The following is a 23017-nucleotide window of genomic DNA, read 5'->3' as shown; positions in this document are numbered from 1 at the left end:
TTCCGGCCACCGCTCCGAATGAGATGTCATGGAGAGCATGCCGTACACGACGATCCATCCCGCCCGGGGCGCGACCCGGCTCGTCACGCTGGTGCTGCACGGCGGCCGGGAGGTCGGGCCGGGCCCCACGAGCGCGTGGCAGCCCGCCGTCCTGCGGATGGTGCCGTTCGCCTGGGCGATCCGGAACGCCGGGGCACGGCGCGGAGTCGCGGTCTGGCGGGTGCGTTACCGGGTCCGCGGCTGGAACGGCCCGGCCGCCTCACCCGTCGCCGACGTCGAACGGATCCTGGAGCGGGTGCGGCTCGCGCACGGGATCGACGTCCCGGTCGTCATGGTCGGCCACTCGATGGGCGGACGGACGGCGCTGCGCGCCGCCGGGCACCCGAACGTGAAGGGCGTCGCGGCGCTGGCGCCCTGGCTGCCCAAGGGCGAGCCGGTGGAGCAGCTGAGAGATCGGCGGCTGCTGCTGGCCCACGGCACCGACGACCGCATGACCTCTCCCAGGGCCACTCACTACTACGCCGACCGGGCCCGGGAGGTGACGAGAGACGTCCGGGTGGTCGACGTGCCCGGGGAGAACCACGGGATGCTGCGCAACCCCGGCTACTGGCACGACCTCTCGTCGGACTTCGTCCTCTCCTTCCTGCCCGGTCGGTGATCGGGCCGCAGGAAGGCGCTCACGACGAGCCCGTAGGCGAGAACGGCCAGCCCCCAGTACGCGCCGTCGGGGCGGGTGCCGAGGTAGTGGTCCGGCCGGCTGCCCGCCGTCTCGTCGACGGGCAGACCGATCACGGAGATGGTGGACGGCAGCGAGTCCACGAGCTCCACGAGATGGAAGAACCCCAGCAGCCCGCAGACGACCCCGACCACGATGCCCGGGATCCGCGACGTCGCCAGCAGGGCCACCGCCACCAGCAGCGGCATGACGCCGATCACGAAGACGTCCACCGGATAGAGCAGTCCGCGGTGGCCGGCGCCCGGGAAGGCGGTGCCGGCCATGCCGACGGGCATCGGCGGAACGGACCCGACTCCCTCGCTGTGGGCCAGCACCCCGATCGGCACGACGGCGGCGACCAGCGCCACCAGGGACCACGGGCGAAGGATTCGGGTCAGCACGCGGGGAATCGTAGCGGTGACAGTTCACCGTCGAAGGCGGCGGGAGTGTCACCTTGCGGGAGCCGGGCTCAGTTCAGTGCGTTGAACGCGGCGACCAGGGTCGGCAGGATCGCCGCCGCCAGCCCGGCCGCCACCAGGTTGAAGCGGGCGCCGACGTTGAGCGTGGCCAGGACGAACAGGACGAACGCGATCAGGTAGCAAATCAGCTCGAACAAGGCCATGTCGGGCACCTCCGAATAGAGACCACGTGCGGGTCGGTCAGGAACTTCCGCACTGCCCCCACATCGGCGGGTTGATCACTCTGCGGCGATCTTTCTTGGCGGCCTCGTCAGGCCGTGGCCCGCCCCATCGTGATCGTCTGCAGCGCCTCGACGAGGTCCTGGGCGGAGGGCGCGCTGTCCGGGTCGACCAGCCACTGGGTCGCCAGCCCGCCGAGCAGCGCCTGGTAGAAGGCCCCCACGGCCATCGCCTTCCGCTCGTCGACCTCAGGGTCGAGGTTCTCGAAGAGCGCCGCCAGCCCCAGCCGGGCCTGCCGGTTCGCGTTGGCGAAGGCCTCGCGCACCTCCGGCAGCCTGTCCATCTGCGCGATGAGCTCGAACTGGATGGCCCACAGGGGGCGGAGCCGGACGTACGACTCGATGATCTGCGTCCAGATCGCCTCGAAGCGCTGCAGCGGCGTCGTGCCGGGCGGCGCCTCGGTGGCCAGGGCCCGCTCGATCTCCTTGCCCCAGTCGTCCATCGCCTCGATGAGGGCCTCGTTGAGCAGCGCCTTCGTCGATCTGAAGTGGTAGCCGATGGCGGCGAGGCTGGTGCCGGCCGCCTCGGCGATGTTGCGGGAAGTGGTGCCCGCGTAGCCCTTCTCCATCAAGCACAGCTTCGCTCCGGCGAGCAGGTCTTCCCGATTTCCCATGCCCGGACCATAGCACAAACGTCTTGCACAATCGTTCTAGACAGGCGACTGAGACGTTTGTACAGTCGACGGCATGACGAACATCCTCATCTCCGGCGGCGGCGTCGCCGGGCCGGCGCTGGCCTTCTGGTTGCGCAGGCACGGGTTCAACCCGACCGTCGTGGAGCGCGCCCCCGCGTTACGGACCGGCGGCTACAAGATCGACGTCCGGGGGGCGGCGCTCGAGGTCGTCGACCGCATGGGGCTGCGCGAGGAGGTCGCGCGCAACGGCACCGACATGCGGATCGCGCGGTTCGTGGACGCGACCGGCAGGCAACTGGCCACCATGAGCGCGCAACTGTTCGGGGGCCGCGAAGGCGACGACGTCGAGATCATGCGCGGCGACCTGGCCCGGATCCTCCACGACGCCACCAAGGACGACGTCGAATACCTCTTCGACGACTCCGTCACCGCGCTGGAGGAGACCGCCGACGGCGTGCGGGTCACCTTCGAGAACGGCCCTCCGCGCACGTTCGACCTCGTGGTCGGCGCCGACGGCCTGCACTCCACCGTCCGGGCGCTCGCCTTCGGCGCGGAGTCGTCCTACGTCCACGACCTGGGGCACTACATCTCGATCTGCACCGTGCCGAACCACCTCGACCTCGACCGCACCGAGGTGATGCACCCCGCGCCGGGCCGCAGCGCGGGGATGTACGCCACCGCGCGCACCGCCGACGCCAAGGCGATGTTCCTCTTCGCCGCGCCCCCGCTCCCCTATGACCGCCGGGACCTCGCCGGGCAGCGCAGACTGCTCGCCGAGGTGTTCGCCGGCCAGGGCTGGGAGGTCCCCCGGCTCCTGGACGCCACGGCGGAGGCGCCCGACTTCTACTTCGACTCGATCAGCCAGGTGCACATGGACCGCTGGTCGTCCGGCCGGGTGGTCCTGGTCGGCGACGCCGCCTACGGCCCCTCCCCCGCCTCGGGCCAGGGCACCAGCCTGGCGCTGGTCGGCGCGTACGTCCTGGCGGGTTCGCTCGCCGCCTCGGGCGGAGACCACCGGGCCGCCTTCGCCGCCTACGAGGATGACCTGCGGCACTTCGTCCAGGAGAACCAGAAGCTCGCCGCCGCCAACCTCAAGGGGATGGTGCTGAAGTCGGCGGCGCAGATCAGGTTCCAGATGTTCCTGCTGCGCCTGATGCCCCACCTGCCGGGGCGGAACGGCATGATCAGGCGGGTCACCGAGCCGATCCGCAAGGCCGCGACCGCGATCACCCTGAAGGACTACGGCCGGGCGTCGAGCAGCGCCTCGTAGGCCTCGGGCGCGGTGGTCTCGCAGCCCAGGCGGTGACCGGTCAGCGCCCCGTGGTCGTCGCTCGACCCCGTCACGACCAGCCCGAGGTCTTTGGCCAGGCCGCGCAGCTCCTCGCGGGCCGTCGTGGTGTGGTCGCGGTGGTCGACCTCGATGCCGGTCAGCCCGGCCGCGGCCATGTCGGCGATCCACGCGTCGGGCACCACCCGGCCGCGCTTGGCCGACCTGGGGTGGGCCAGCACCGCCACGCCTCCGGCGGCGCGCGTCAGCTCGACGGCGCGGACCGGATCGAGGGCGTAACGGGCCACGTGAGCGCGCCCTCCCGACCCGATCCAGCGGTTGGAGAAGGCCTCTTCGATGTCGGCGACGGCGCCCACGGCGAGCATCGCCCGCGCCACGTGGGGACGGCCGATGACGCCGCCGCCCGCGATGCGCTCGACCATCTCCAGCGTGATCGGGACGCCGAGATCGATCAGCCGGGCCACCATCTCGGCGGCCCGGCCGTCTCTGGCCTCGCGGATCAGTGCGGTCTCCCGGGCCAGGCCCGGGTGGTCGGGGTCGAACAGGTAGGCGAGCATGTGGATGCTCATCCCGTCGCGGCGGCACGACAGCTCCATGCCGGGCACCAGGGTCAGGCCGTCGGGCAGGTTCGCCAGGGCCTCGGCGTGGCCGCCGACCCCGTCGTGGTCGGTGAGGGCCAGCACGTCGAGACCGGCCTCACGGGCGCGCCACACCACCTCTGCGGGGCGTTCGGTCCCGTCGGAGGCGGTGCTGTGGCTGTGGAGGTCGATCCGCACCCGATCAGGATTCCACGGGCTCCCGCTGCGCCGCCACGAAGGCGTCGATCACGTCTTCGGGCAGTTTCCCGCGCGCCGGGACCTCGATGCCCTGGGCCTTGGCCCAGTCGCGGACGTCGGTGTTGGTGAAGCCCTGGAGCTTGCTCGGCTCGGCCGGCTTGCGGCCCCGCCCCGCCTGCTTGACCTCGCGCCCCTTCTCGATCGCCAGCTCGATCAGGCCGACGGCCTCGGCGAGGCGTTCGTTGTTGGCCTCCGACAGGTCGATCGCGAACAGCTTGTCGAGCAGGCGGAACTCCCGCCGCGAGACGTCTTCCCCTTCGGACGCGTCGAGATCATCGATCAGGACGACCTTCTCGGCCACGTGGCTACTCCCCCGGTCTTCGATTACGGAAGCCGACAGCCTATTCGATCTGCTGCCACCACCCGTCCACAAGCGGAGGCTCGTCGACCGCGAACCGCTCGCCCGGCTTGGGCACGGCCAGGTGGACGCCCCGGCCCTTCGCCTCCCGCCACAACCGGTCGACCGGCTCGGCCCACGAGTGGAAGGCCAGCGTGAAGGTGCACCAGTGGACCGGCACCAGCAGCCCGGCGTTCAGGTCGAGGTGGGCCCGGACCGCCTCCTCGGGCGTCATGTGGATGTCGGGCCAGCTCGGGCTGTAGGCCCCGATCTGCACCAGCGCCACGTCGAACGGGCCGTGGCGGCGGCCGATCTCGGCGTACCCCTCGAAGTAGCCGGAGTCGCCGGTGTAGAAGACCTTGCGGCGTTCGCCGGCCACCACCCACGAGCCCCACAGGGTGGTGTTGCGGGTGAAGGAGCGGCCGGAGAAGTGGCGGGCCTCGGTGACCGTGAGGGTGAGGCCCCTGACGGTGACGCTCTCGTTCCAGTCGAGCTCGACGATCCGCGACTCGGGCACGCCCCACCGCTCCAGGTGGGCGCCGACGCCGAGGGGGACGACGAAGGGCGCGTCCTGGTAGCCGGTGAGGGCCTGGACGGTCCGCATGTCGAGGTGGTCGTAGTGGTCGTGGGAGATCACGATGGCGTCGAGCCGGGGCAGCATGTCGAGCGGCAGCGGCGGCTCGTGGTTGCGCCGGGGCCCGGCGAACGGCACCGGCGAGCATCGATCGCTCCACACGGGATCGAACAGGACCCGGCGGCCCTCGATCTCGGCCAGCACGGTCGCGTGGCCGTACCAGACGATGTCGAGGTCGCTGATCGGGTCGGACGCCGGCGTGAACACGGGGATGACGCCGCGCGGGCGGCGCTGCTCACGGCCGAACAGGAGGTCGCGGAGGATCTTGGCGGTCTCCTCGCGCGGGGTGACGACGGCGGGCGCCGAGTTGGCGAACGCGGTGCCGCGGAACTGCGGGGAACGGCGGACCCGATCGGCGCGCACGCCGGTGGGGGTCGCGCCCATCGCCTCGGGGACGTCGCGCAGCTTCCACGCGACTCCAGCGGCCAGTGCCCCCGCGACAAGCCATCCGGTTTTTCGCATACGTGGAATGGTGTCACAGCCCCTTGATCAGCTCCTCGGAGAGACGCCGTGTCGCGGCACGAGTGGCTACAGTGCCAAGAGATGAACCAGGAAAAATCCCGCCACATCATGTCGACCGCGCCCTACGCGTGCAGTTGCGGGGCCGACCTGCCCGACCAGGTGTCGGCCGAACTCCACGCCTCCGAGGCCAATCTCTGTACGGCCTGCTTCGGCACCCTCGAAGAGGAGCCCTACCCCGGCTGGCGGCGACGCTGCCTGTCCTGCGCCGGAACCGGCCGCCGGGGCCCGCAGCTCGTGTGGGAGCTGGCCCACGCCGAAGCCGAGACCGCCATCCCCGTCCGGGTGGTCCTGGCCCTGCTGCCGACCCGCCCGTTCCGCCTGTCCGAACTCGCCGACCTGGTGCGCGAACGCCTCAACCTGCCACCGGGCCGCTTGCCGGTCGGCCCGAGGGTGCGGGACATCCTGCTGCAGCTCCAGCAGGAGGGCGAGGTCGCCCTGATCTCCGCACCCGAACAGCTTGTGGACGATGCCGGAGCTGTCCTCTATGACAACCCATACTGGGTGAAGACCGCACGATAGGGTGCCTATCGTGCGTGATCATGGAGCTGACCCGCGCCCGTCGCGGGGCGCCGTCCGCGAGGTCCACCGGATCGACCGGGCGGCCCGCATGGAATACTCGCCCGACCTCGACGGCATGGCCGACCCGGGCGAGGTCGTCTGGACGTGGGTCCCCTATGAGGAGGACCCGTCCCGGGGCAAGGACCGCCCCCTTCTCGTCGTCGGCCGCCACGGGCGCCGGCTGCTCGGCATGATGCTCTCCAGCAGGGGCGACGACTCTCCCGACTGGCTGCCGCTGGGCGTGTGGGGCGGCGATCCGCGGCCGTCCTTTCTCCGCCTCGACCGCGTCTTCGAGATGGACGAGGACGACATCCGGCGCGAGGGGGCGGTGCTGGACCCGATGCGTTTCGCGCGGGTCGCGGCGGTGCTGAAGAAGACGTGGAGCTGGGCCGCCGACGGCTGACCCGCCCGCCCTGGGGCTGGGCCTTCTTTCCGCGCGACCGACAATCTTGGCCACAGCGGTGTAGGTTCAGGGTTCGATTCCCTGGCGCCCCACCACTCTGACCTGCGCATCCTCTCAGATCCAAGATCCCCCGATCATGGCCTGGGACACGGCTGGGTCATACCTGGGTCATCCACCCGCACCTCCCCCGCCGCACCTTCCGGGCAGCTCAGCGGGCCGCCGACATCACCAGACGCGCCGTCGCCCTGGCGGCCTCATGTTGCAGCTCCGGCAACACCGAGGTGTAGGTGTCGGCGGTCAGCACGATGCTGGCGTGCCCCACCTGGTCCTGGATCACCGGCAGATCCACGTGCGCGGCCAGCGCCATCGTCACGGCGCCGTGCCGCAGGTCATGCAGCCGCACCGGTGGCAGCCCGCTCTCTCGAACCAGCTTATGGAACCGGTAGGTCAGGTAGTCGGCGCCACCGGGCTGCCGTCCATCCGAGTGAAGACCTGCGCCCTCCCGTCCCAGAACCTTCCCTCCGTTCGCTGCTCGCGTTCGTGGCGGCGCAGTAGCCGGACCGTTTGCGGATCGAGCGCGACCGTGCGCCTGCTGGCCTGGCTCTTCGGCGGGAAGGACACGAGCCTTCCACCGACCTGCACCAGTTGCCGGACGACGGCGAGTTCGGCGGTCTCCAGGCTGAGATCGACCCAGCGCAGGCCGGCGAGTTCCCCCCGGCGAAGCCCACGCAGCGCCGCCAGCCACCACAGCGGGAACAAGGCGTCGCCGCGGACGCTGTCCAAGAAGTCCACCAGCCGGGGCACCGTCCAGACCGCCACGGTCGGCCTCTCACCGGTCGCCCTCCACACCGCCACCCGCCGATCGGTCCACACCTGCGCCCTCGGACGAGGCGCGGCAGGCAGCCGCAGCCCACGAGCTGGATTGGTGTCGATCAGTCCTTCCCGGACGGCCTCGTTCAGCGCCGCCCGCAGCGTGGCACGGATCCGCTCCAGCGACGCCGCCGCCAACGGTCTGCCATACCGGTTCCGGCGCCCGGCCAACGCCATGAACATCCGCCGCACATCGCGGAAGGACAGCTCCGCCAGCCTGATCCGCCCCAGCGCCGGGAGCAGGTGCAAACGGACATGATCCGCGTACCCCTGACGTGTCCTCGGCCGGATGCCCTGATCCGTAGCCAGCCAGTACCGGAGCCACTGCGCCACGGTGCATGCCGCCCCGATGTCCCCGCCGCATGCGCTCCCGCTGCCCGGACAGGCCCTGAACCTGCACGGCGAAGTACCACGAGCCATGCCCCTCCTCGGCCAGCCGGGGACACCCGCTCCGCCCGGTGCAACCGCACCGCTTGTAGATCACCGGATGACTCTCACCCATCGCCATCGCCTTCCTCCTCAAACGGAGAAACAGAAATCCGGCGATCGTGACGGCATCAATCACCCAAGCAACCTCGCGCAGGGAGTGATGGAGATGGCGTTCGTTCCACAGCAGACGGCGGTCGAGTAGTTCGCGGCGGTAGGACCGCACCCACCTTTCCATGATCGCGTTCATCCGCGGCATCCGGATACCAGTGAGCACAGTCTGGATGCCGGCCTCGGCGAGGATCTCGTCAATGAGCGCCGTTCAGCCATCCTGACTTCGCGGCGGCGAAGGCGGCCCCGACCGATGAGTTCATCTCCGGCCTGCCTGATATTGCTTTCGTCGCTGGGATTGGATGTGGTGGGCTGGTCAGTGGAGTCGCTGCCTAGGGCGTCACTGCGGTGGTAACCGATTGGTGGCGCGTGAGATGGCGGCTACCATCCGCTTCTTCTGCCCCTTGCGATGACGTTGAGCATGTGTGCGGCACCGCGGTTGCTAGCAACAGTGTTGCTAGCAACAGTGAGGTCGGCGCGCTCCGCGTGGCAGAGTCCACACTCCCTCGGCGATCGCCAGAAGCGCGCCGTCCTGCAGGCCCAGCCGGTAGTCGGCGAGGTGGACGTGGTGCTTGGCTGGGGCGTCACGGTTTCATCGCATCGAGACGGCCTCGACGAAGATCTCGCACACGGCCAGGGTCCGCGAAAAGCGGGCGTGGCCGCCGTCAGCCCGTAACAGGCCGACCGCCATTGACCACGAGGTGGTCTTCCCCGCACGGCCCTAAGAGATCCGGGTGGTGCAGAAAGCGTCAGATGGTCGACCGCAATCTTCGGACTGCACCGTTTACTGAGCGCGTCCAGCTCCAGCGCTGCGGTCATGACTACTCACCATGATCGGTGTCAGGCGCCTAACATTTCGAGATAAATCATGAATTCTGCCTCCGGGGCGACCGAGATGCGGTGAACTTTCGGTTAGCCCGCCTTTCCCTCATTCGAAGTGGAGTCTCCAATGGAGGTTTTCCTCCGGGCCGACGGCCGCAATACGGCGGATGCCCTTCGTGAACTATATTTAACGTTGCGTGTGGACTTCCGAGGCGATGTGCGAATTGTCGAATCGGACCCGAAACCGGGCGCGCTAGGCCCCGTGATCGACGGCCTCCACATGACGCTGGGCGCCGGGGGAGGGGCGGCCACCCTGGCCGGGGTGATCATCGCATGGCTCCGGACCCGGCGCGGGGAGGTGACCATCAGCGTCACCAGAAGCGACGCCGAGACCCGGATCGAGATGAGCGCCAAGGGCGTCCGAGACCTCGACCCGGCCGCGCTCCGAGAGCTGACTGCACGCGTGGCGGCGACGATCGAGCGAGGCGAGCCGGACGCGACGAATGCCATACCAGAGTCGGCCGCCCCTGCGATCGAGCGAGGCGAGACCGCCGGTGGCGCCTAACGAGCCCCGACTACTGCTGGCCGCACCCGGCGTGCGGGTGCTCGTCGTCGGTTCGGGCACGCACGCCGCCGGGTCGCGGATAGCCGACATCCCCGCGGTGCCGCGCACGGTCGCCGACCTGGGCCGCTGTCTCGTCGAGCGGGCCGGGCTCGATCCTGCCGGGCTTGAGGTGCTCGCAGACCCGGCCGACCCGCGCGTGTTCGGCGAGGTGCTCGTCCGGAACGCAGCGGCGGCCCGGGACGTGTTCGTCCTCTACTTCGTCGGGCACGGCCTCGTCGGCGCCGACCGGGAGCTCTACCTGGCCACGAACGCGACCCGTGACCTGACTGCCGGGATCGCCGCGCACCAGGCGCTGCCTTTCTCAGTCGTCAGGGAGGCGCTGGCGGAATGCCCGGCGCCGCTGCGCGTCGTGGTCCTCGACTGCTGCTCGTCCGGACGAGCAGGCGGTGGCTTGCCCGACGTCGTCGTCGAGACGGCCGACCAGGGCATGTTCCTGCTGGCGGCGGCCGACCGCGACCAGGCGGCCTGGGCACGAGAGGGCGATCCGTACACCACATTCACAGGCGCGCTCATCGAGGTCCTCACGACAGGCGACCCGGCCGCACCTCACGTTTTCACCCTGGACGACGTGTTCCGCTCGATGAGCGGGCGCCTCGCGACCGCCCCGCGCCGGCTGTCGACTGACTACGCCGACCGCCGCCCCTTCGCCCCGAACCCCGCCCGCCGTCGCAGCTTCTCGAGCGGGGCGTCCAGCCTTTCCCCCGACGCGGCGTCGGATCCCTCCCGATGTTGCAGCGAGCTTGCAGACGGGATGTTCAGCCCCTACCGGGGTTTGGCGCCGTTCGGCCCACGTGACGCCGACGTCTTCTTCGGCCGCGAGTCCCTCACCAACGACCTGCTCGACCGCGTGGCCGAGGCGCTGCCCGGAACCGAGCCTCTGATCGTCGTCGGCCCGTCGGGAGTGGGCAAGTCATCGCTCCTGCACGCCGGTCTCGTCCCGGCGCTGCGCCACCTGGCCGAGGTCGTCACGCTCTCCCCGGCCCGGGACCTCGATCTGTCTTCGGTACACCCATCCGAAGGCCGACCCGTCGTGGTCGTCGTCGACCAGTTCGAGCAGATCTTCGTGACCGACGTGGAAGCGCGACGCGCGGAGTTCATCTGCGACCTCGGCGCCCTCGCGGGGACACCCAACGTGGTCGTCGTGATCGGCGTGCGGGCCGACTTCTTCGGTCACTGCGCGGCCCACCCCGAGCTGGTCCCCGCGCTGCGGCGCCCGGTCGTGGTCAGCCCGATGACGGCCAACCAGCTCCGCGACGCCATCGAGAAACCCGCCCACCTGGCCGGACTCCACCTGCAGGAAGGCCTCGTCGACCTGCTACTCGAGGACTTCAGCACCGGCGTGGCCTTGCCCCTGCTCTCGCACGCCCTCCTGGCGACCTGGCAGGACCGGGAGAACGGCACCCTGACACTGACGGGCTACCGCGCGGCGGGCGGCGTCGCCCACGCGGTCGCCCAGACCGCCGACCGGACCCTGAACGACCTCGACCTCACCGACCGCACGATCGCCCGGCGCCTGCTCGTCCGGCTGGTCCGCCTCGGCGAGGGCGCCCCCGACACCCGCCGCCGCCTGCCACTCACCGCCCTTGACGATTCGACACGCGCCGTTCTCGACCGCTTCGTCGCCGCCCGCCTGGTGACCGCCGACCGGGACGGGGTGGAGATCGCTCACGAGATTCTGATCCGGTCGTGGCCGCAACTGCGCGACTGGTTGGACGCCGATCGCACCAGCCTCCTGGTCGAACAGCAGCTCACCGAGGCGGCCCGCCACTGGGACGCCGAGAACCGCGACCCGGGCGGCCTCTACCGGGGTGCCCGCCTGGCCCTGGCCCGGCAGACGGCGGGGGCGTCGGCGGCCCTGGACCCGCTGGCCCGCCTGTTCCTGGGCGCCAGCATCGACCACGACCTCGCCCAACAGCGCGCAACCATCCGAAGGTTGCGACGCCGCAACCTTCTCGCGGCCGTGCTCGGGGTGCTGCTGCTGACGACGGCCGCGGCCGGCGGCTTCGGGCTGGTCCAATTGCAAGCTGCCAACGACGCGGCGCTGACCGCCAGTGCGCGCAGCCTGCTCGGCGAGGCGCTGGCAGTGGGCGACAGAGACCGTGGCCTGGCGCTGCGTTTCACGGCCACGGCGCATGCCCTGCAGCCTTCGGACGAAGAGGCGCGGGCCGCTCTGATGAGAAACCTGCTCTACCTGCACGCCATGCCGATCACCACGGTCAAAGGCTTCAACCCGCACGGAGCGGTGGTAAGTGAGGATGGGTATCGCGCGTTGACGAATCAGGACGGCGAAGTGCTCGTCTGGGATCTCTCTGACTCCAGGAGGATCCGCTCTCACCGATTGTCCGCAGACCTGGGTGCCGGGTACGAACTCTCGCTCGACGCCACAGGGACACACGCACTGGGTGCACAGACCATTCCGGCCAGCAACTCCGATGGTGTTAACACCGCCCTGACGTACTGGGATCTGACCGACCTCACTCGGCCGCGTGCCTATCCACTCCAGGAATCGGCCGACTCCAGCGGGCAGTATCGAGCGAAGCTGAGCGGCGACGGTCGCAGCGCGCTGACTGGTAACTGGGCCGATCCGGGTCCCCTCACCTATTGGGATCTGAACGACCCTCAACACCCACGCGCCTATCCCCTGTCAGTCGAAACGGTGGCGAGCATCTCGCTGAGCGCGGATGGAAACCGGGCGCTGGTGGCAGGCCTGTCCACCGTCGCCCTCTGGGACATGACAGATCCGGCGCGTCCTCGTCGACATTCGCTGCTTCGGGAAGCCGGTTCGCGCCGCGTCTCCGCGATCGAGTTGAGCCCCGACGGCCAGCGGGCCGTGACGAGCCGGGAGATCACGCCGAAGGGAGCCAATGACCTAGTGGTCTGGGATCTCGCCGATCCGAGCCGCCCCCGAAAGCATCTACTGCAAATCAGCCGGGAAGCTGGAACGTTGGCGACAGACTTCAGCGCGAACGCCTCCTATCTTCTCGTAGCCGACAGCTACCGTCCTGGAGCTGGAAGCGGGACCATCCTGCTCTGGAACCTGCGGAATTTTGCCAAGCCGCGTCATCACCTCCTCCCGACGTCGATAGCCCCCGAGGAACATGCTTGGATCCAGCTGAACTCAGACGGCACGCTCGCCATGACTGCGAAATTCAAACACGATGGATCCACCGGTTCCTTGCACCTGTGGGATCTGACCAATCCTGAGGTTCCTCTGGGGGTTCCGCTCCCTGAGGGCGTGGACCCGTCACAAGTGAGCAGCCTAAGTGAAAACGGCAGACGTGTGCTCGTCGGCGGTTACGGCGACACAGCGAACATGTGGGAAATCGAGAAGCCCTCGGTCACCCCTATCCCGCTGCCCGTGCGGAAGAGCATGGGAACCGTCTTTGACGTTGAGATCAGTGCCGACGGTACGCGTGCCATCACCATAGGCAGGACTGTCGAGGAAAATGCCTTCCCGGACTACGCAGTCACCCTCTGGAATCTCGTCGGATCACGGCCTCGCCCACATGTCGTCATTCCCATGACTAAGGACACGAGCTTCCAAGTGGCACTGAGCGGTGATGGCACCGCCGCCCTCATCGAAAGTGCGGTGCCGCAGGGGGAGGAGTGTGGGTATCCCTGCCTAGACCAGCAGAAGATCGAGCTGATCCTCTGGGACCTGACCGATCCGGCTGTTCCGCGATCCCACCCCATCCTCTTGCCGCATCAAGGTGGCAGTGCCGAGAGATCGGCCAACAGGATCAGCGTTCGAGGTGATCGTGCCCTTGTGGCGGTGGGCGAACAGGCTATGGTGATCGACCTGACCGATCCGGTGAGTCCCCGGCTGTCACCGCTGCCGGGCAGCCATCCGCGGATACTGGAACTCAGCGAGGACGGGAGCCGCGCGGTGACCGGTGGGCGCAAGGGCGCCATGCTTTGGGTGCTCGAGGTTTCGGGACACCCTCGCGCACATCCGGTGGAGGCAGCCGAGCAGTTCCGGTTGAGTCCAGACGGCCGCCGTGCCTTCAGCTTCGCCCCCGCCAACGCGAAGTTCTGGGACCTGACCGATCCGGCCGCACCGACGTCGAGCTCATTGCGCACGACTCGGGGCGACGTCTGGGACGCGGTCCTCAACTCTGACGGCACCAAGCTGCTGACCAGCAGCAGGTCTCATCGCGTGGCACTCTGGGACATCTCCGATCCGACGACGCCACAAGCGCTTCCGCTGCCAGTGCCCGAAACCTGGGACTCGCCGTACGAAGTCTCCCTGGATTCAGCCGGGCTGCGCGCTCTGACCAGCGATTATTGGTCCCTCTTTACTGATGGTCCCCAGTATTCAGGATCGGTGACCTTATGGGATTTCACCGCGCTCTCGCGCCCCCTCGACAGCGCCTGCGCCATCACCGGTCACGGCCTGACAAAAGACGAATGGACTCGTTACCTCCCCGCCATCCCCCATCACGAAATCTGCCCACAGTAAAACCCTGAATTATCGCCCATTCACGCCGCAAATCTGTCCCTGCCGAAAATTCCATTCGTCCAGTTCAAGCGTGTACCGCTTCAAAATTCCTACACGCGACCTGATCTGGCGTTTCATAGGGTCAGTTACGCGGCTCGGTAGCTACCTCTGCGCAGGCGGGCGCGGCCAGCCCCTCCGGTTCACCGAGCAGAGCGCCTTGACCGCTCAGGTAATGCGCCAACCGCTGAGCTACGGGGGGACGCCCCCGGACCCCCGCTGTCAGGGGGCTGCGCCCCCTCACGCTCCCCCGGTCCGCTTCGTGGTCCCTGCGTCGCTCAAGGTCGCTTCGCTGCGCGAAGAGCTCTCCGTCCCTCGCACTCCTTCGACAGGCCTCGCTTCGCTCGGGCCTTTGGCTTCGCCTCAAGCCCGGCGCGTCACAGATCTCAACAGCCGCCCTGGTTGAGCCGATGGCTCAACCCGTCAGCCTCAGAGGGTCCGTCCCCGGAAAGGCGTCCATCATGGAGACCATGGGCAAGAAGAGACGTCCACGCCCGTCATTCACCCCAGGGTTTAAAGCCGAGATCGTCGAGCTGTGCCGCCGGGGTGAACGTTCGGTCGGGCAGGTGGCCAAGGACTTCGAGCTGACCGAAACCACGGTGGGGGCTGTTTGATAGTGATGCGGCCCGCGCTGGGACGCCTGCGGGGGGCTGACCAGCAAATTCCCCCTTCCACCTTGGCCAGAGTTTCCGCACGCCCTGGCGCGCCATGCCCGACCAGTCGGCCTAGTCAATTTGCCGCTCCTGCGAGTTACCGTCATGGCATGCCGAAGTCCAGAGGACGTAAGGGCAAGACCACACGCACTCCCAAACGCGCGGGCAATGCTGCATCCGGCGCGGGGGGCAGTCGATTTACTCCTGGACGGCTGCGGTCCGACGACGGTCAGCTCGGCCAGCTTCTGGTCGCCGATGGGATCCCGGCAGACACCCGGGTGGTGATGTTGCTGCCGATGCTGTGGCTGAGCAAAGCACACGGACATCGCGGAAACATCTGCCTTGATGCCTGCCTGACCCTCCGGCACGCCTACCGGCAGCTCGGCATCACGGCGGAACTACAGCCGGTGAAGCTGACGGTCACCGACGCCACCGGCCGGGTCACTGTCTACGGGGCAGCCCAGCCGCACTGGGAGAACGACAACTTCATCGGCCACGTGGTCCTTTACCTGCCAGGCGCGGGACGCCTCGTCGATGCCACCGTCGAACAGTATCCCCAGATCGCCAAGCTGCGGGTAGGGCCAGTCATTGGCCGGCTGGCGGCGGGCAGTCAGCCAATCGACCCGCAACAAGATCGACTGCCGGCGAGAGCACAGCTCGTGGTGCCGCGCGGGGATCTGCTGCTCACCTACACGGCGGTGGCCGACACCTACGTAGATGAGATCCGTAACGCGGATCGCATAGAGGACACCGAGCGAGCCCATTACGAGGCTGGGGTACGTTTTGCCTCTTGGGCGCTACTGGCTCTACGCGAACCCGGGGTCATCAACCGCGTCAAGCAAGCGCCGTTTCCCCGCCTGCAGGCATTGCTCGATCTCCTCGCGAACGCGCCGGAAATCATCGACGAGTCCATCGACGAATACCGCTTCGCACTGCCTAGCCCGGACGGAGCCCTGGTGGAGCGACGGCTGGATGAAATCACCTTGCCCGCAGGAATCTGACCCCACAAAGTGGAGCTACATGCCCGGCTGGAGCGCATCCGTCGAGATCCCGGTGCCTGGGCCACATCACCGCCACCCTCAACGTCACAACCGGCGACGTCTTTCAGCCACCACATGCTCAGGCAGGCCGTCGACGTACTTGGCCTCGACCGCATAATGTTCGGCGCCGACACGCCATTCGGCGGCGCCGACGACGCCCAGCAAACGCCAAAGGCAAGTCTGGACTTCCGGCTCGAAGATTAGCCCCAATGCCCCGGGCAGCTCGGGCACTTTGGCTTAGAATGGACCTCGGGAGTACGCGATTGGATTTTGGTAAAGCCGAACGGGGTAGCTGATGGTTGCTCGGTGGTTGCTCATTGGTACGCGATACGGAGCGCCACCGCGCATCATCAGGGCGCAATTCGACAATGGCAAATCCGGGCGGTCCAATAGAAATTGACATTCTGCGGCATTGGGCGACAGTAATGCCTCGAACTTTTAATCCGTAGGTTCAGGGTTCGAATCCCAGGCGCCCCACTCCCGTCACGGCTTGTGGTTGACGCCCTTCGGGCGGCTGTCACAAGCCGTTCCTCTTTCTACGGGGGACAACCCCCCGAACCCCCCGCTGTCAGGGGGCATTCGCCCCCTCACGCTCCCCCTGGCCGCTATTGCGGCCCGGCGTCGCTACGCTCCGGGTCGCTCTCGCTCCTGGCGAAGGGCTCCGCCCCTCGCACTCCCAGGCAAGGCCTCGCTTCGTTCGGATCGAACTCGCTTCGCTCGGAGGAACTGCGCACTTCGCCTTGGACGATGGCCTCACTGCATGTGTGGTGCGAAAACCCGGAGATGGCCTCTGACTTGTGATTATCTCCACTTCATCTATGCGGGCCCGCCGGTACTGGTTGATCAGGCCACCAAATACCGGCCGACGCTGCAGACGGACCTGATCGAGGTCAGTGGGTGTAGCCCGGTCATGTGGAGGTTCAGGTGGCCGACGGTCTCGTGAGCGATGGGACGCCGAGTCCCTTGCCACAGCCTCCGGTCCTGGCGATCTGGACGAGGTCGTCTCGCCTTCGAGGAACAGATGTGGGCACGGGCCGGCCGGTGGGCGAAGATCACGACGGTCGGTCTATAACGCCTCATGAGCCCGAACCCGCCGAACCCCTCGCCCTCTTCGACGCCGTCCAGCCATCCTGACTTCGCGGCGGCGAAGGCGGCCCTGGCCGATGAGTTCATCTCCGGCCTGCCTGATATCGCTTTCGTCGCTGGGGTTGGGTGAGGTGGGCTGGTCAGTGGAGTCGCTGCCCAGGGCGGCCACTGCGGTGGTAACCGATAGGTGGCGCGCGAGATGGCGGCTACCATCGTTCAGGACATGAGCGCAACAATCGTCGTGAAGGATCTCGCGGCCGGGCACGGGGAGCGGGTCCTGTTCTCGGGGCTCGACCTCGTGGTCGCCCCTGGCGACGTCATCGGGCTCGTCGGGGTCAACGGCGCGGGCAAGTCGACGCTGCTGCGCCTGCTCGCCGGCCTCGACGCGCCGGAGCAGGGCGGCATCAGCCTCACCCCGGCCACGGCGGTCGTCGGCCACCTGCCCCAGGAGCCGGAGCGCAGGCCAGGCGAGACCGTCCGCCTGTTCCTGGCTCGGCGTACCGGCGTCGCCCAGGCACAGCGCGACCTCGACGCCGCCACGCAGGCACTGGTGGAGGGTCTGCCGGGCGCCGAGGACGCCTACAGCACGGGCCTGGAACGCTGGCTCTCGCTGGGTGGCGCGGACCTCGACGAGCGCGCCGCCCAGGTGGCCGCCGACCTGGGCCTCACGATCGGCCTCGACCAGCCGATGACCTCGTTGTCCGGAGGCCAGGCGGCCCGTGCGGGGCTTGCCTCGTTGCTTCTGAGCCGCTATGACCTTTTCCTGCTCGACGAGCCGACCAACGACCTCGACCTCGACGGGCTCGACCGGCTGGAGAAGTTCGTGACCGGTCTGCGCCCGGGCACGGTCCTGGTCAGCCACGACCGCGAGTTCCTCGCCAGGACCGTCACCAGCGTGCTCGAGCTCGACCTGGCCCAACAGCAGGTTCGGCTGTACGGCGGCGGCTACCAGGCCTACCTGGCCGAGCGTGAGGTCGCGCGGACGCACGCCAGACAGCAATACGACCAGTACGCCGAGACCCGCGCCCAGCTTGAGCTCCGCGCCCGTACCCAGCGCGCGTGGATGGAAAAGGGCGTCAAGAACGCGCGCCGCAAGATGAGCGACAACGACAAGATCGGGCGGAACGTCCGGGGCGAGACGACCGAGAAGCAGGCCGCCAAGGCCCGGCAGACGGAAAGGCTGATCGAGCGACTCGAGGTGGCGGAGGAACCGCGCAAGGAGTGGGAGCTGCGGATGGAGATCGCCGCCGCGCCCCGCGCCGGAGCGGTCGTCGCCACCCTGCGCGGGGCGGTGGCCCGCCGCGGCTCCCTCAGACTCGGTCCTGTCGATCTGGAGATCGGCTGGGCCGAGCGGGTGGCCATCACCGGGGCCAACGGCACAGGTAAGTCCACGTTGCTGGCCGCGTTGCTCGGCCGGCTCCCGCTTGAGGAAGGGCAGTCCTCGCTCGGCCCCGGCGTGGTGGTCGGAGAGGTGGACCAGGCACGGGGACTCTTCCTGGGAGGCGAACCGTTGCTGGACGCCTTCGGGGCGCTGGTCTCGCCGATGCCGCCTGCCGAGGTGCGTACGCTGCTGGCCAAGTTCGGGTTGAAGGCCGCACACGTGATGCGCCCGGCCGCGACTCTGTCGCCTGGCGAGCGGACCCGGGCAGCTCTGGCGTTGCTGCAGGCCCGGGGCGTCAACCTGCTCGTGCTCGACGAGCCGACCAACCATCTCGACCTACCCGCGATCGAGCAGCTGGAGTCGGCGCTCGCGCACTATCCAGGCACGCTGCTGCTGGTCACGCACGATCGGCGCATGCTCGAGGCGGTGCAGGTGAGCCGTCGCCTGCGGGTCAGTGCAGGGCGGGTCACGGAGATCTGAGTACGACACTTTGCCTGCCAAAAATTCCATCCGTGCAGGTCAATCCGCATGTGAGTACTCGTGGCGGACTCCGCCGAGCCAGCCTCCCCGGCGGATAGTCAAACTCGCAATCCGCTCTTGATCGATGATCGGATCCGGATTGGGTTTCCCTGCTCAGTGGGCCGGTCACTTCTCCACGCCACCAATCGCCGCGCCCGATGCCGCTCCGCCTTCTCAGCAGGGCTTGGCGGCGTCCACGCCCTGGTCGGTGGCCGGGACGTCGGTGGAGGTCTTCACGCTCTGGGCGTCGATGATGCAGGCGGAGGGCTCGGCGTCGCGGCCTTCGGCGGTGCGGACCAGGCGGCGCAGCAGGCCGCCGAGCTGGGTGAAGACCTCATCGTCGCGCCACGCGGCGAGGACGGGTTCGAAGAGTTGCCATCGGGCATCGGACAGATCGCTGGGATACTTTCGGTTTTCGCCCATGCGCAGGACGTATCGTCGGTCAGTTCCCGCCGGTTGATCGTGGTGTGGTGCAGGCCGACCCCGACAGGTAGAGGCGCGCGTCGGCCACCTTCTTGCCCTTCGGGATCCGGAACCGGCGCGCGAAGATCGGCAGCGGCTGGTTCTCGGTGCGATCGGGGTAGTCCCACGGTCCATTTGGCCGGCGCCGACCAGGCCGACTCCTGCTCGGCGTCCAGACGTGGCAGGCGTGCGACCGAGCCTGCGAGGTCTCGGAGCACTGCCGGCTGAGGACGGGCTGCACGTCGTCCAGCCCGAGGGCACGCCAAAGCGCCATTCGGCGTCCAGTCATCACCGAAAGTCAGGTCGGGAGACGGTCGGCGGCTTCGTTCCAGGAGGCCGCGGAACCCCGTGGTTCGTAGTGGAGAAGTGGTTGCGTCGCCGAGACGAGAGATCGGAGGGAGGGCAGGCCGGGGATGAGACCGAGGGATCGGGCTTGGACGCCGATGTTTCCCAGCGCCGTCGCCTCGACCGGCCCGGCCACGACGGGGATGCCCGTGGCGTCGGCGGTGAGCTGGCAGAGGAGCGCGTTCTGGGCGCCGCCTCCGACGATGTGGACGACGTCGGCCCGTTGCCCGGACAGCGCGAGGGCCTGGCGGATCGCGGCGCGGTGGCCGAGGGCGAGGCTGTCCATCACACAGCGGACGACCTCCGCCCTGGTGCCGGGAACGGGCTGACCCGTCTCCGCGCAGCGCCGGGCGATGCGGGCGGGCATGTCACCGGGAGGCAGGAAGGCGGGGTCGTTGGGGTCGACGACGCTGCGCAGCGCGGGCAGGTCGGCGGCATGGCCGAGGAGCGCGCCGAGGTCGGCGGGTTCGGCCTTCCAGGCGCGCAGCGACTCCGACAGCAGCCACAGGCCCATGACGTTGCGCAGGTAACGGATGGTCCCGTCGACGCCGGTCTCGTTGGTGAAGTTCGCGGCGCGTCCGGCCTCGGTGAGGATCGGCGCGGTCGTCTCCACTCCGGCCAGAGACCAGGTGCCGCAGGAGATGTAGGCGAAGTCCGGGCCGGTGGCGGGTACCGCGGCGATGGCGGAGGCGGTGTCGTGGGAGGCCACCGCGGTGACGGGGGTGCCGCCGAAGGCCCCGGCATCGGGGAGGAGCCGTCCGGCGGGTGCGCCGGGTGCGCGCAGTCCGGGGAAGATCCCGGCCGGCAGCGACAACGCCTCGATCAGTTCATCCGACCAGGTGCCGCGGCCGGCGTCGTACAGGCCCGTGGTCGAGGCGTTCGTCTGTTCTGCGCCGCGCTGTCCGGTCAGCCAGAAGGAGATCAGGTCGGGGATGAGCAGGAGGGTGGCGGCCTGGGCCAGGAACGGCTCGGCGGCCAGTTGGTAGAGGGTGTTGAAGGGGAGGTGCTGCAGGCCGGTGACCTGGTAGAGACGCTGCGGGGAGACGCGGCGGTGAACCTGTTCGACGACGGCGGTCGTGCGTTCGTCACGGTAGTGGACCGGATTGCCGATCAGCCGGCCGTCGCGATCGAGCAGTCCGTAGTCGACGGCCCAGGAGTCGATGCCCAGCGAGTCCAGGCGGGGGGCGTCGACGCGCTGCAGTCCGTCGAGGACGTCGGCGTACAGGCCGAGGATGTCCCAGTGCAGGGTTCCGGCCAGCCGGACGGGTCGGTTCGGGAACCGGTGGATGCCGGTGATGTCCAGCCGGTCCGCACCGACGCGAGCGGTGAGGACGCGACCGCTGGAGGCGCCGAGGTCGATCGCGGCGATGGTGGCGCTCATCGCGCCGTCGACTCTCGGATGATCGGCTCCGGCTGGACGAGCAGCGACCCGGCGGGCCTGTTCAGCACGTCGGACACGGTCCCCGGTGAGACTCCGGCCCGGTGCGCGACCTCTTCGACGCCGACCGTCACGTCACGCGAACCGATTGCGGATCTTGGCACGGGTGACCTCACAAGGACGGAGCGGAGCGGCGATGCTCGCCCACTGTGGCCGCCCGATTGAAACGTGTCAATACCTCCGTGGCCGCGAAACCACGCCCTTGACGAGCCAGCGACATGCCATCTACGGTCCTCCAGACACAAAATGTTAAAACGTTTTCAATACGGCCGCGCTGAGAGGGCGTGAGGAACATGGGAACGCTGCTCGTCTTCTCCGCCCGAGCCGCACAACGAGCAGGTCGACTCGCCGTTCGCCAAGATCGGCAGCCTGGACGTCGCGAGGACTGGGACATCAAGGTCCACGACGAGAAGAGCGACGAGAATGGGCAGGGCGTCGACCTGCTGATCATCAGCCCGTTCAAGCCGACCGCGCTGGGCCCGATCATCGCCAAGGCCAGGGCCGGGAACGTCCCGGTGATCGTGAACGACATCGACGGTGGCGGCAAGCTGGCCGCCGAGTTCATGGACAAGCAGATCCAGGCCAACGGCGGCGACAGCAAGAACGTCGCCTCCATCACCTGCGAGCCGTCCGCGACCTACGCCGCCCGCCGCAACGCCGGCTTCAAGGAGGAGATCGAAGCGCGCGGCTACAAGGTCGTCGCGGAGTTCTCCGGCAACTCCAAGGCCGAAGAGGGCTACAAGGTCATGAAGGACACCGGTGTGTTCTCCTGCAACGACCCGATGGGCGTGGCCGCCGCCAACACCGTCAAGGACGCCGGCAAGAGGCAGCCGATCCAGTTCTCCGACGCGGCCGAGCGTGAGGTCTTCAACCCCGTCACCCCCGTGGACAAGACCAACGTCGACTCCATCGGCTGACGGACGAACGCGCGCTTCTGGAATGCGGGGATTTTGACAGCATGACCGACTTGCCCGCCGGGCTCGACGACCTGGCCATCGAGACGCCCTCGTGGGCGTACGCGAACTCCGGAACCCGGTTCAAGGTGTTCGCCCAGAAGGGGGTGCCACGCGACCCCTTCGAGAAGATCGCCGACGCCGCCCAGGTGCACGCCTTCACCGGCGCGGCCCCGACGGTGGCCCTGCACATCCCGTGGGACAAGGTCTCCGACTACTCCCTCCTCGCCGCCTACGCGGTCGATCGGGGAGTACGGCTCGGCGCGATCAACGCCAACGTCTTCCAGGACGACGACTACCTGCTGGGCTCGGTCACCCATCCCGACCCGCGCATCCGCCGCAAGGCCACCGACCACCTGCTCGAGTGCGTCGACATCATGGACGCCACCGGTTCGCGCGACCTGAAGCTGTGGTTCTCCGACGGCATCAACTACCCCGGCCAGGACGACATCCGGACCCGCCAGGACCGTCTCGGCGACGCCCTCACCGAGGTGTACGCCCGGCTGGGTGACGATCAGCGGATCCTGCTGGAGTACAAGCTGTTCGAACCCGCCTTTTACGTGACCGACGTACCGGACTGGGGCACCTCCCTGCTGCACTGCCTCGCCCTGGGCCCCAAGGCGACCGTCTGCGTCGACACCGGTCACCACGCGCCCGGCACGAACATCGAGTTCATCGTGGCCTCGCTGCTGCGCGCGGGCCGGCTGGGCGCCTTCGACTTCAACTCCCGCTTCTACGCCGACGACGACCTCATGGTCGGGGCGGCCGACCCGTTCCAGCTCTTCCGCATCATGTACGAGGTCGTGCGGGGCGGCGGCCTCGATCCGTCCGCCGGCGTGGCCTTCATGCTCGATCAGTGCCACAACGTCGAGCCGAAGATCCAGGGCCAGATCCGCTCGGTCATGAACGTCCAGGAAGCCACCGCCAAGGCACTGCTCGTGGACGCCGCGGCGCTGCGGGCCGCGCAGGACGGCGGTGACGTGCTGGCCGCGAACGCGGTGCTGATGGACGCGTACGACACCGACGTCCGGCCGCTGCTCGCCACCTGGCGAGAGCAGCGCGGCCTGGACGCCGACCCGATCGCCGCGTACAAGGCATCGGGCTACTTCGACGAGATCGTCGCCGGGCGTGTCGGCGGCACCCAGGCCGGTTGGGGAGCCTGAACC

Annotated in this window: 23 protein-coding genes and 1 pseudogene; 11 read left to right on the top strand and 13 right to left on the bottom strand. The window is 68.6% G+C overall.

Annotation, left to right across the window (positions count from 1 at the left end):
* The first annotated feature begins 28 nt into the window (after nt 1-28).
* Nucleotides 29-658: an alpha/beta hydrolase gene (locus FDA94_RS29490; RefSeq protein ID WP_246060216.1), complete on the top strand. Its 630-nt coding sequence runs from the start codon at nt 29-31 to the stop codon at nt 656-658.
* Here the strand turns inward: FDA94_RS29490 and FDA94_RS29485 are convergent.
* The 3 genes from FDA94_RS29485 to FDA94_RS29480 form a co-directional block, all read right to left on the bottom strand.
* The gene (locus tag FDA94_RS29485; RefSeq protein ID WP_137250333.1) at nt 604-1116 is read right to left on the bottom strand and encodes a hypothetical protein; all 513 of its coding nucleotides are present in this window, start codon (nt 1114-1116) and stop codon (nt 604-606) included. The genes FDA94_RS29490 and FDA94_RS29485 overlap by 55 nt on opposite strands.
* 68 nt (nt 1117-1184) lie before the next feature.
* Complete coding sequence (locus tag FDA94_RS39520; RefSeq protein ID WP_170991182.1) at nt 1185-1337, bottom strand: hypothetical protein; 153 nt, start codon at nt 1335-1337, stop codon at nt 1185-1187.
* Nucleotides 1338-1444: 107 nt separating this feature from the next.
* Nucleotides 1445-2026 (bottom strand): TetR/AcrR family transcriptional regulator, encoded by a 582-nt coding sequence (locus FDA94_RS29480; protein ID WP_137250332.1) that lies wholly within the window; start codon nt 2024-2026, stop codon nt 1445-1447.
* Nucleotides 2027-2099: 73 nt separating this feature from the next.
* On the opposite strand from FDA94_RS29480, the gene FDA94_RS29475 reads away from it, so the two are divergent.
* Nucleotides 2100-3317 carry an FAD-dependent monooxygenase gene (locus FDA94_RS29475; RefSeq protein ID WP_137250331.1) on the top strand — a complete coding sequence of 406 codons (1218 nt, stop codon included), beginning with the start codon at nt 2100-2102 and terminating at the stop codon, nt 3315-3317.
* Here the strand turns inward: FDA94_RS29475 and FDA94_RS29470 are convergent.
* The 3 genes from FDA94_RS29470 to FDA94_RS29460 are packed head-to-tail and all read right to left on the bottom strand — an operon-like array spanning nt 3287 to nt 5604.
* Nucleotides 3287-4111: a PHP domain-containing protein gene (locus FDA94_RS29470; RefSeq protein WP_137250330.1), complete on the bottom strand. Its 825-nt coding sequence runs from the start codon at nt 4109-4111 to the stop codon at nt 3287-3289. The two genes, FDA94_RS29475 and FDA94_RS29470, sit on opposite strands and share 31 nt — an antisense overlap.
* Nucleotides 4112-4115: 4 nt before the next feature.
* Complete coding sequence (locus FDA94_RS29465) at nt 4116-4472, bottom strand: Lsr2 dimerization domain-containing protein (protein ID WP_137250329.1); 357 nt, start codon at nt 4470-4472, stop codon at nt 4116-4118.
* A 40-nt stretch (nt 4473-4512) separates the two neighbouring features.
* Nucleotides 4513-5604, bottom strand: coding sequence for an MBL fold metallo-hydrolase (locus tag FDA94_RS29460; protein WP_137250328.1), 1092 nt, complete (start codon nt 5602-5604; stop codon nt 4513-4515).
* Nucleotides 5605-5685: 81 nt separating this feature from the next.
* Here FDA94_RS29460 and FDA94_RS29455 point away from each other — a divergent pair, with 81 nt between their 5' ends.
* Both FDA94_RS29455 and FDA94_RS29450 read left to right on the top strand, forming a co-directional pair.
* The gene (locus tag FDA94_RS29455) at nt 5686-6183 is read left to right on the top strand and encodes a hypothetical protein (protein WP_137250327.1); all 498 of its coding nucleotides are present in this window, start codon (nt 5686-5688) and stop codon (nt 6181-6183) included.
* Between the two features lie 10 nt (nt 6184-6193).
* Nucleotides 6194-6625, top strand: a complete 432-nt coding sequence (locus FDA94_RS29450) for a type II toxin-antitoxin system PemK/MazF family toxin (RefSeq protein ID WP_137250326.1) — start codon at nt 6194-6196, stop codon at nt 6623-6625.
* Between the two features lie 208 nt (nt 6626-6833).
* Here FDA94_RS29450 and FDA94_RS39515 read toward each other — a convergent pair whose 3' ends face one another.
* Nucleotides 6834-7028: a tyrosine-type recombinase/integrase gene (locus FDA94_RS39515; RefSeq protein ID WP_170991181.1), complete on the bottom strand. Its 195-nt coding sequence runs from the start codon at nt 7026-7028 to the stop codon at nt 6834-6836.
* 44 nt (nt 7029-7072) lie between these two features.
* On the bottom strand, nt 7073-7744 hold the full coding sequence (locus FDA94_RS29440; RefSeq protein WP_484083254.1) for a tyrosine-type recombinase/integrase: 672 nt from the start codon (nt 7742-7744) through the stop codon (nt 7073-7075).
* A gap of 1237 nt (nt 7745-8981) precedes the next feature.
* On the opposite strand from FDA94_RS29440, the gene FDA94_RS29435 reads away from it, so the two are divergent.
* The 4 genes from FDA94_RS29435 (at nt 8982) to FDA94_RS29420 (ending at nt 15628) form a co-directional block, all read left to right on the top strand.
* Nucleotides 8982-9419, top strand: a complete 438-nt coding sequence (locus FDA94_RS29435) for an effector-associated constant component EACC1 (protein WP_137250323.1) — start codon at nt 8982-8984, stop codon at nt 9417-9419.
* 31 nt (nt 9420-9450) lie between these two features.
* A complete protein-coding gene (locus tag FDA94_RS29430) occupies nt 9451-13938 on the top strand; it encodes a caspase, EACC1-associated type (protein WP_170991179.1) in 4488 nt (1495 codons plus the stop codon).
* Nucleotides 13939-14444: 506 nt separating this feature from the next.
* On the top strand, nt 14445-14588 hold the full coding sequence (locus tag FDA94_RS29425; RefSeq protein WP_212735562.1) for a transposase: 144 nt from the start codon (nt 14445-14447) through the stop codon (nt 14586-14588).
* Nucleotides 14589-14737: 149 nt separating this feature from the next.
* Nucleotides 14738-15628 (top strand): hypothetical protein, encoded by an 891-nt coding sequence (locus FDA94_RS29420; RefSeq protein ID WP_137250320.1) that lies wholly within the window; start codon nt 14738-14740, stop codon nt 15626-15628.
* 84 nt (nt 15629-15712) lie between these two features.
* Here FDA94_RS29420 and FDA94_RS29415 read toward each other — a convergent pair whose 3' ends face one another.
* A complete protein-coding gene (locus tag FDA94_RS29415) occupies nt 15713-15898 on the bottom strand; it encodes a hypothetical protein (protein WP_137250319.1) in 186 nt (61 codons plus the stop codon).
* A 1078-nt stretch (nt 15899-16976) separates the two neighbouring features.
* Between FDA94_RS29415 and FDA94_RS29405 the strand changes: the two genes are divergently transcribed.
* Nucleotides 16977-18614: an ABC-F family ATP-binding cassette domain-containing protein gene (locus tag FDA94_RS29405; RefSeq protein WP_137250318.1), complete on the top strand. Its 1638-nt coding sequence runs from the start codon at nt 16977-16979 to the stop codon at nt 18612-18614.
* Between the two features lie 222 nt (nt 18615-18836).
* Here the strand turns inward: FDA94_RS29405 and FDA94_RS29400 are convergent.
* From FDA94_RS29400 to FDA94_RS40710, 4 genes and pseudogenes are all read right to left on the bottom strand, one after another.
* Nucleotides 18837-19076, bottom strand: a pseudogene (locus FDA94_RS29400) (hypothetical protein); the annotation flags it as partial.
* A gap of 19 nt (nt 19077-19095) precedes the next feature.
* Nucleotides 19096-19389, bottom strand: a complete 294-nt coding sequence (locus FDA94_RS29395; protein ID WP_137250317.1) for a hypothetical protein — start codon at nt 19387-19389, stop codon at nt 19096-19098.
* Between the two features lie 24 nt (nt 19390-19413).
* A complete protein-coding gene (locus tag FDA94_RS29390; RefSeq protein ID WP_137250316.1) occupies nt 19414-20841 on the bottom strand; it encodes a rhamnulokinase in 1428 nt (475 codons plus the stop codon).
* Nucleotides 20838-21002, bottom strand: a complete 165-nt coding sequence (locus FDA94_RS40710) for a LacI family DNA-binding transcriptional regulator (RefSeq protein WP_246060215.1) — start codon at nt 21000-21002, stop codon at nt 20838-20840. The genes FDA94_RS29390 and FDA94_RS40710 overlap by 4 nt, the downstream gene beginning before the upstream one ends.
* A 189-nt stretch (nt 21003-21191) precedes the next feature.
* Here FDA94_RS40710 and FDA94_RS29380 point away from each other — a divergent pair, with 189 nt between their 5' ends.
* Both FDA94_RS29380 and rhaI read left to right on the top strand, forming a co-directional pair.
* On the top strand, nt 21192-21815 hold the full coding sequence (locus FDA94_RS29380) for a substrate-binding domain-containing protein (RefSeq protein ID WP_170991177.1): 624 nt from the start codon (nt 21192-21194) through the stop codon (nt 21813-21815).
* 41 nt (nt 21816-21856) lie between these two features.
* On the top strand, nt 21857-23014 hold the full coding sequence (gene rhaI, locus FDA94_RS29375) for an L-rhamnose isomerase (RefSeq protein WP_137250314.1): 1158 nt from the start codon (nt 21857-21859) through the stop codon (nt 23012-23014).
* Nucleotides 23015-23017: the final 3 nt, after the last annotated feature.

It is taken from the genome of Herbidospora galbida, from assembly GCF_005233835.1.
Taxonomy (GTDB): domain Bacteria; phylum Actinomycetota; class Actinomycetes; order Streptosporangiales; family Streptosporangiaceae; genus Herbidospora; species Herbidospora galbida.
This window is presented reverse-complemented; position numbering and strand designations above follow the sequence as displayed.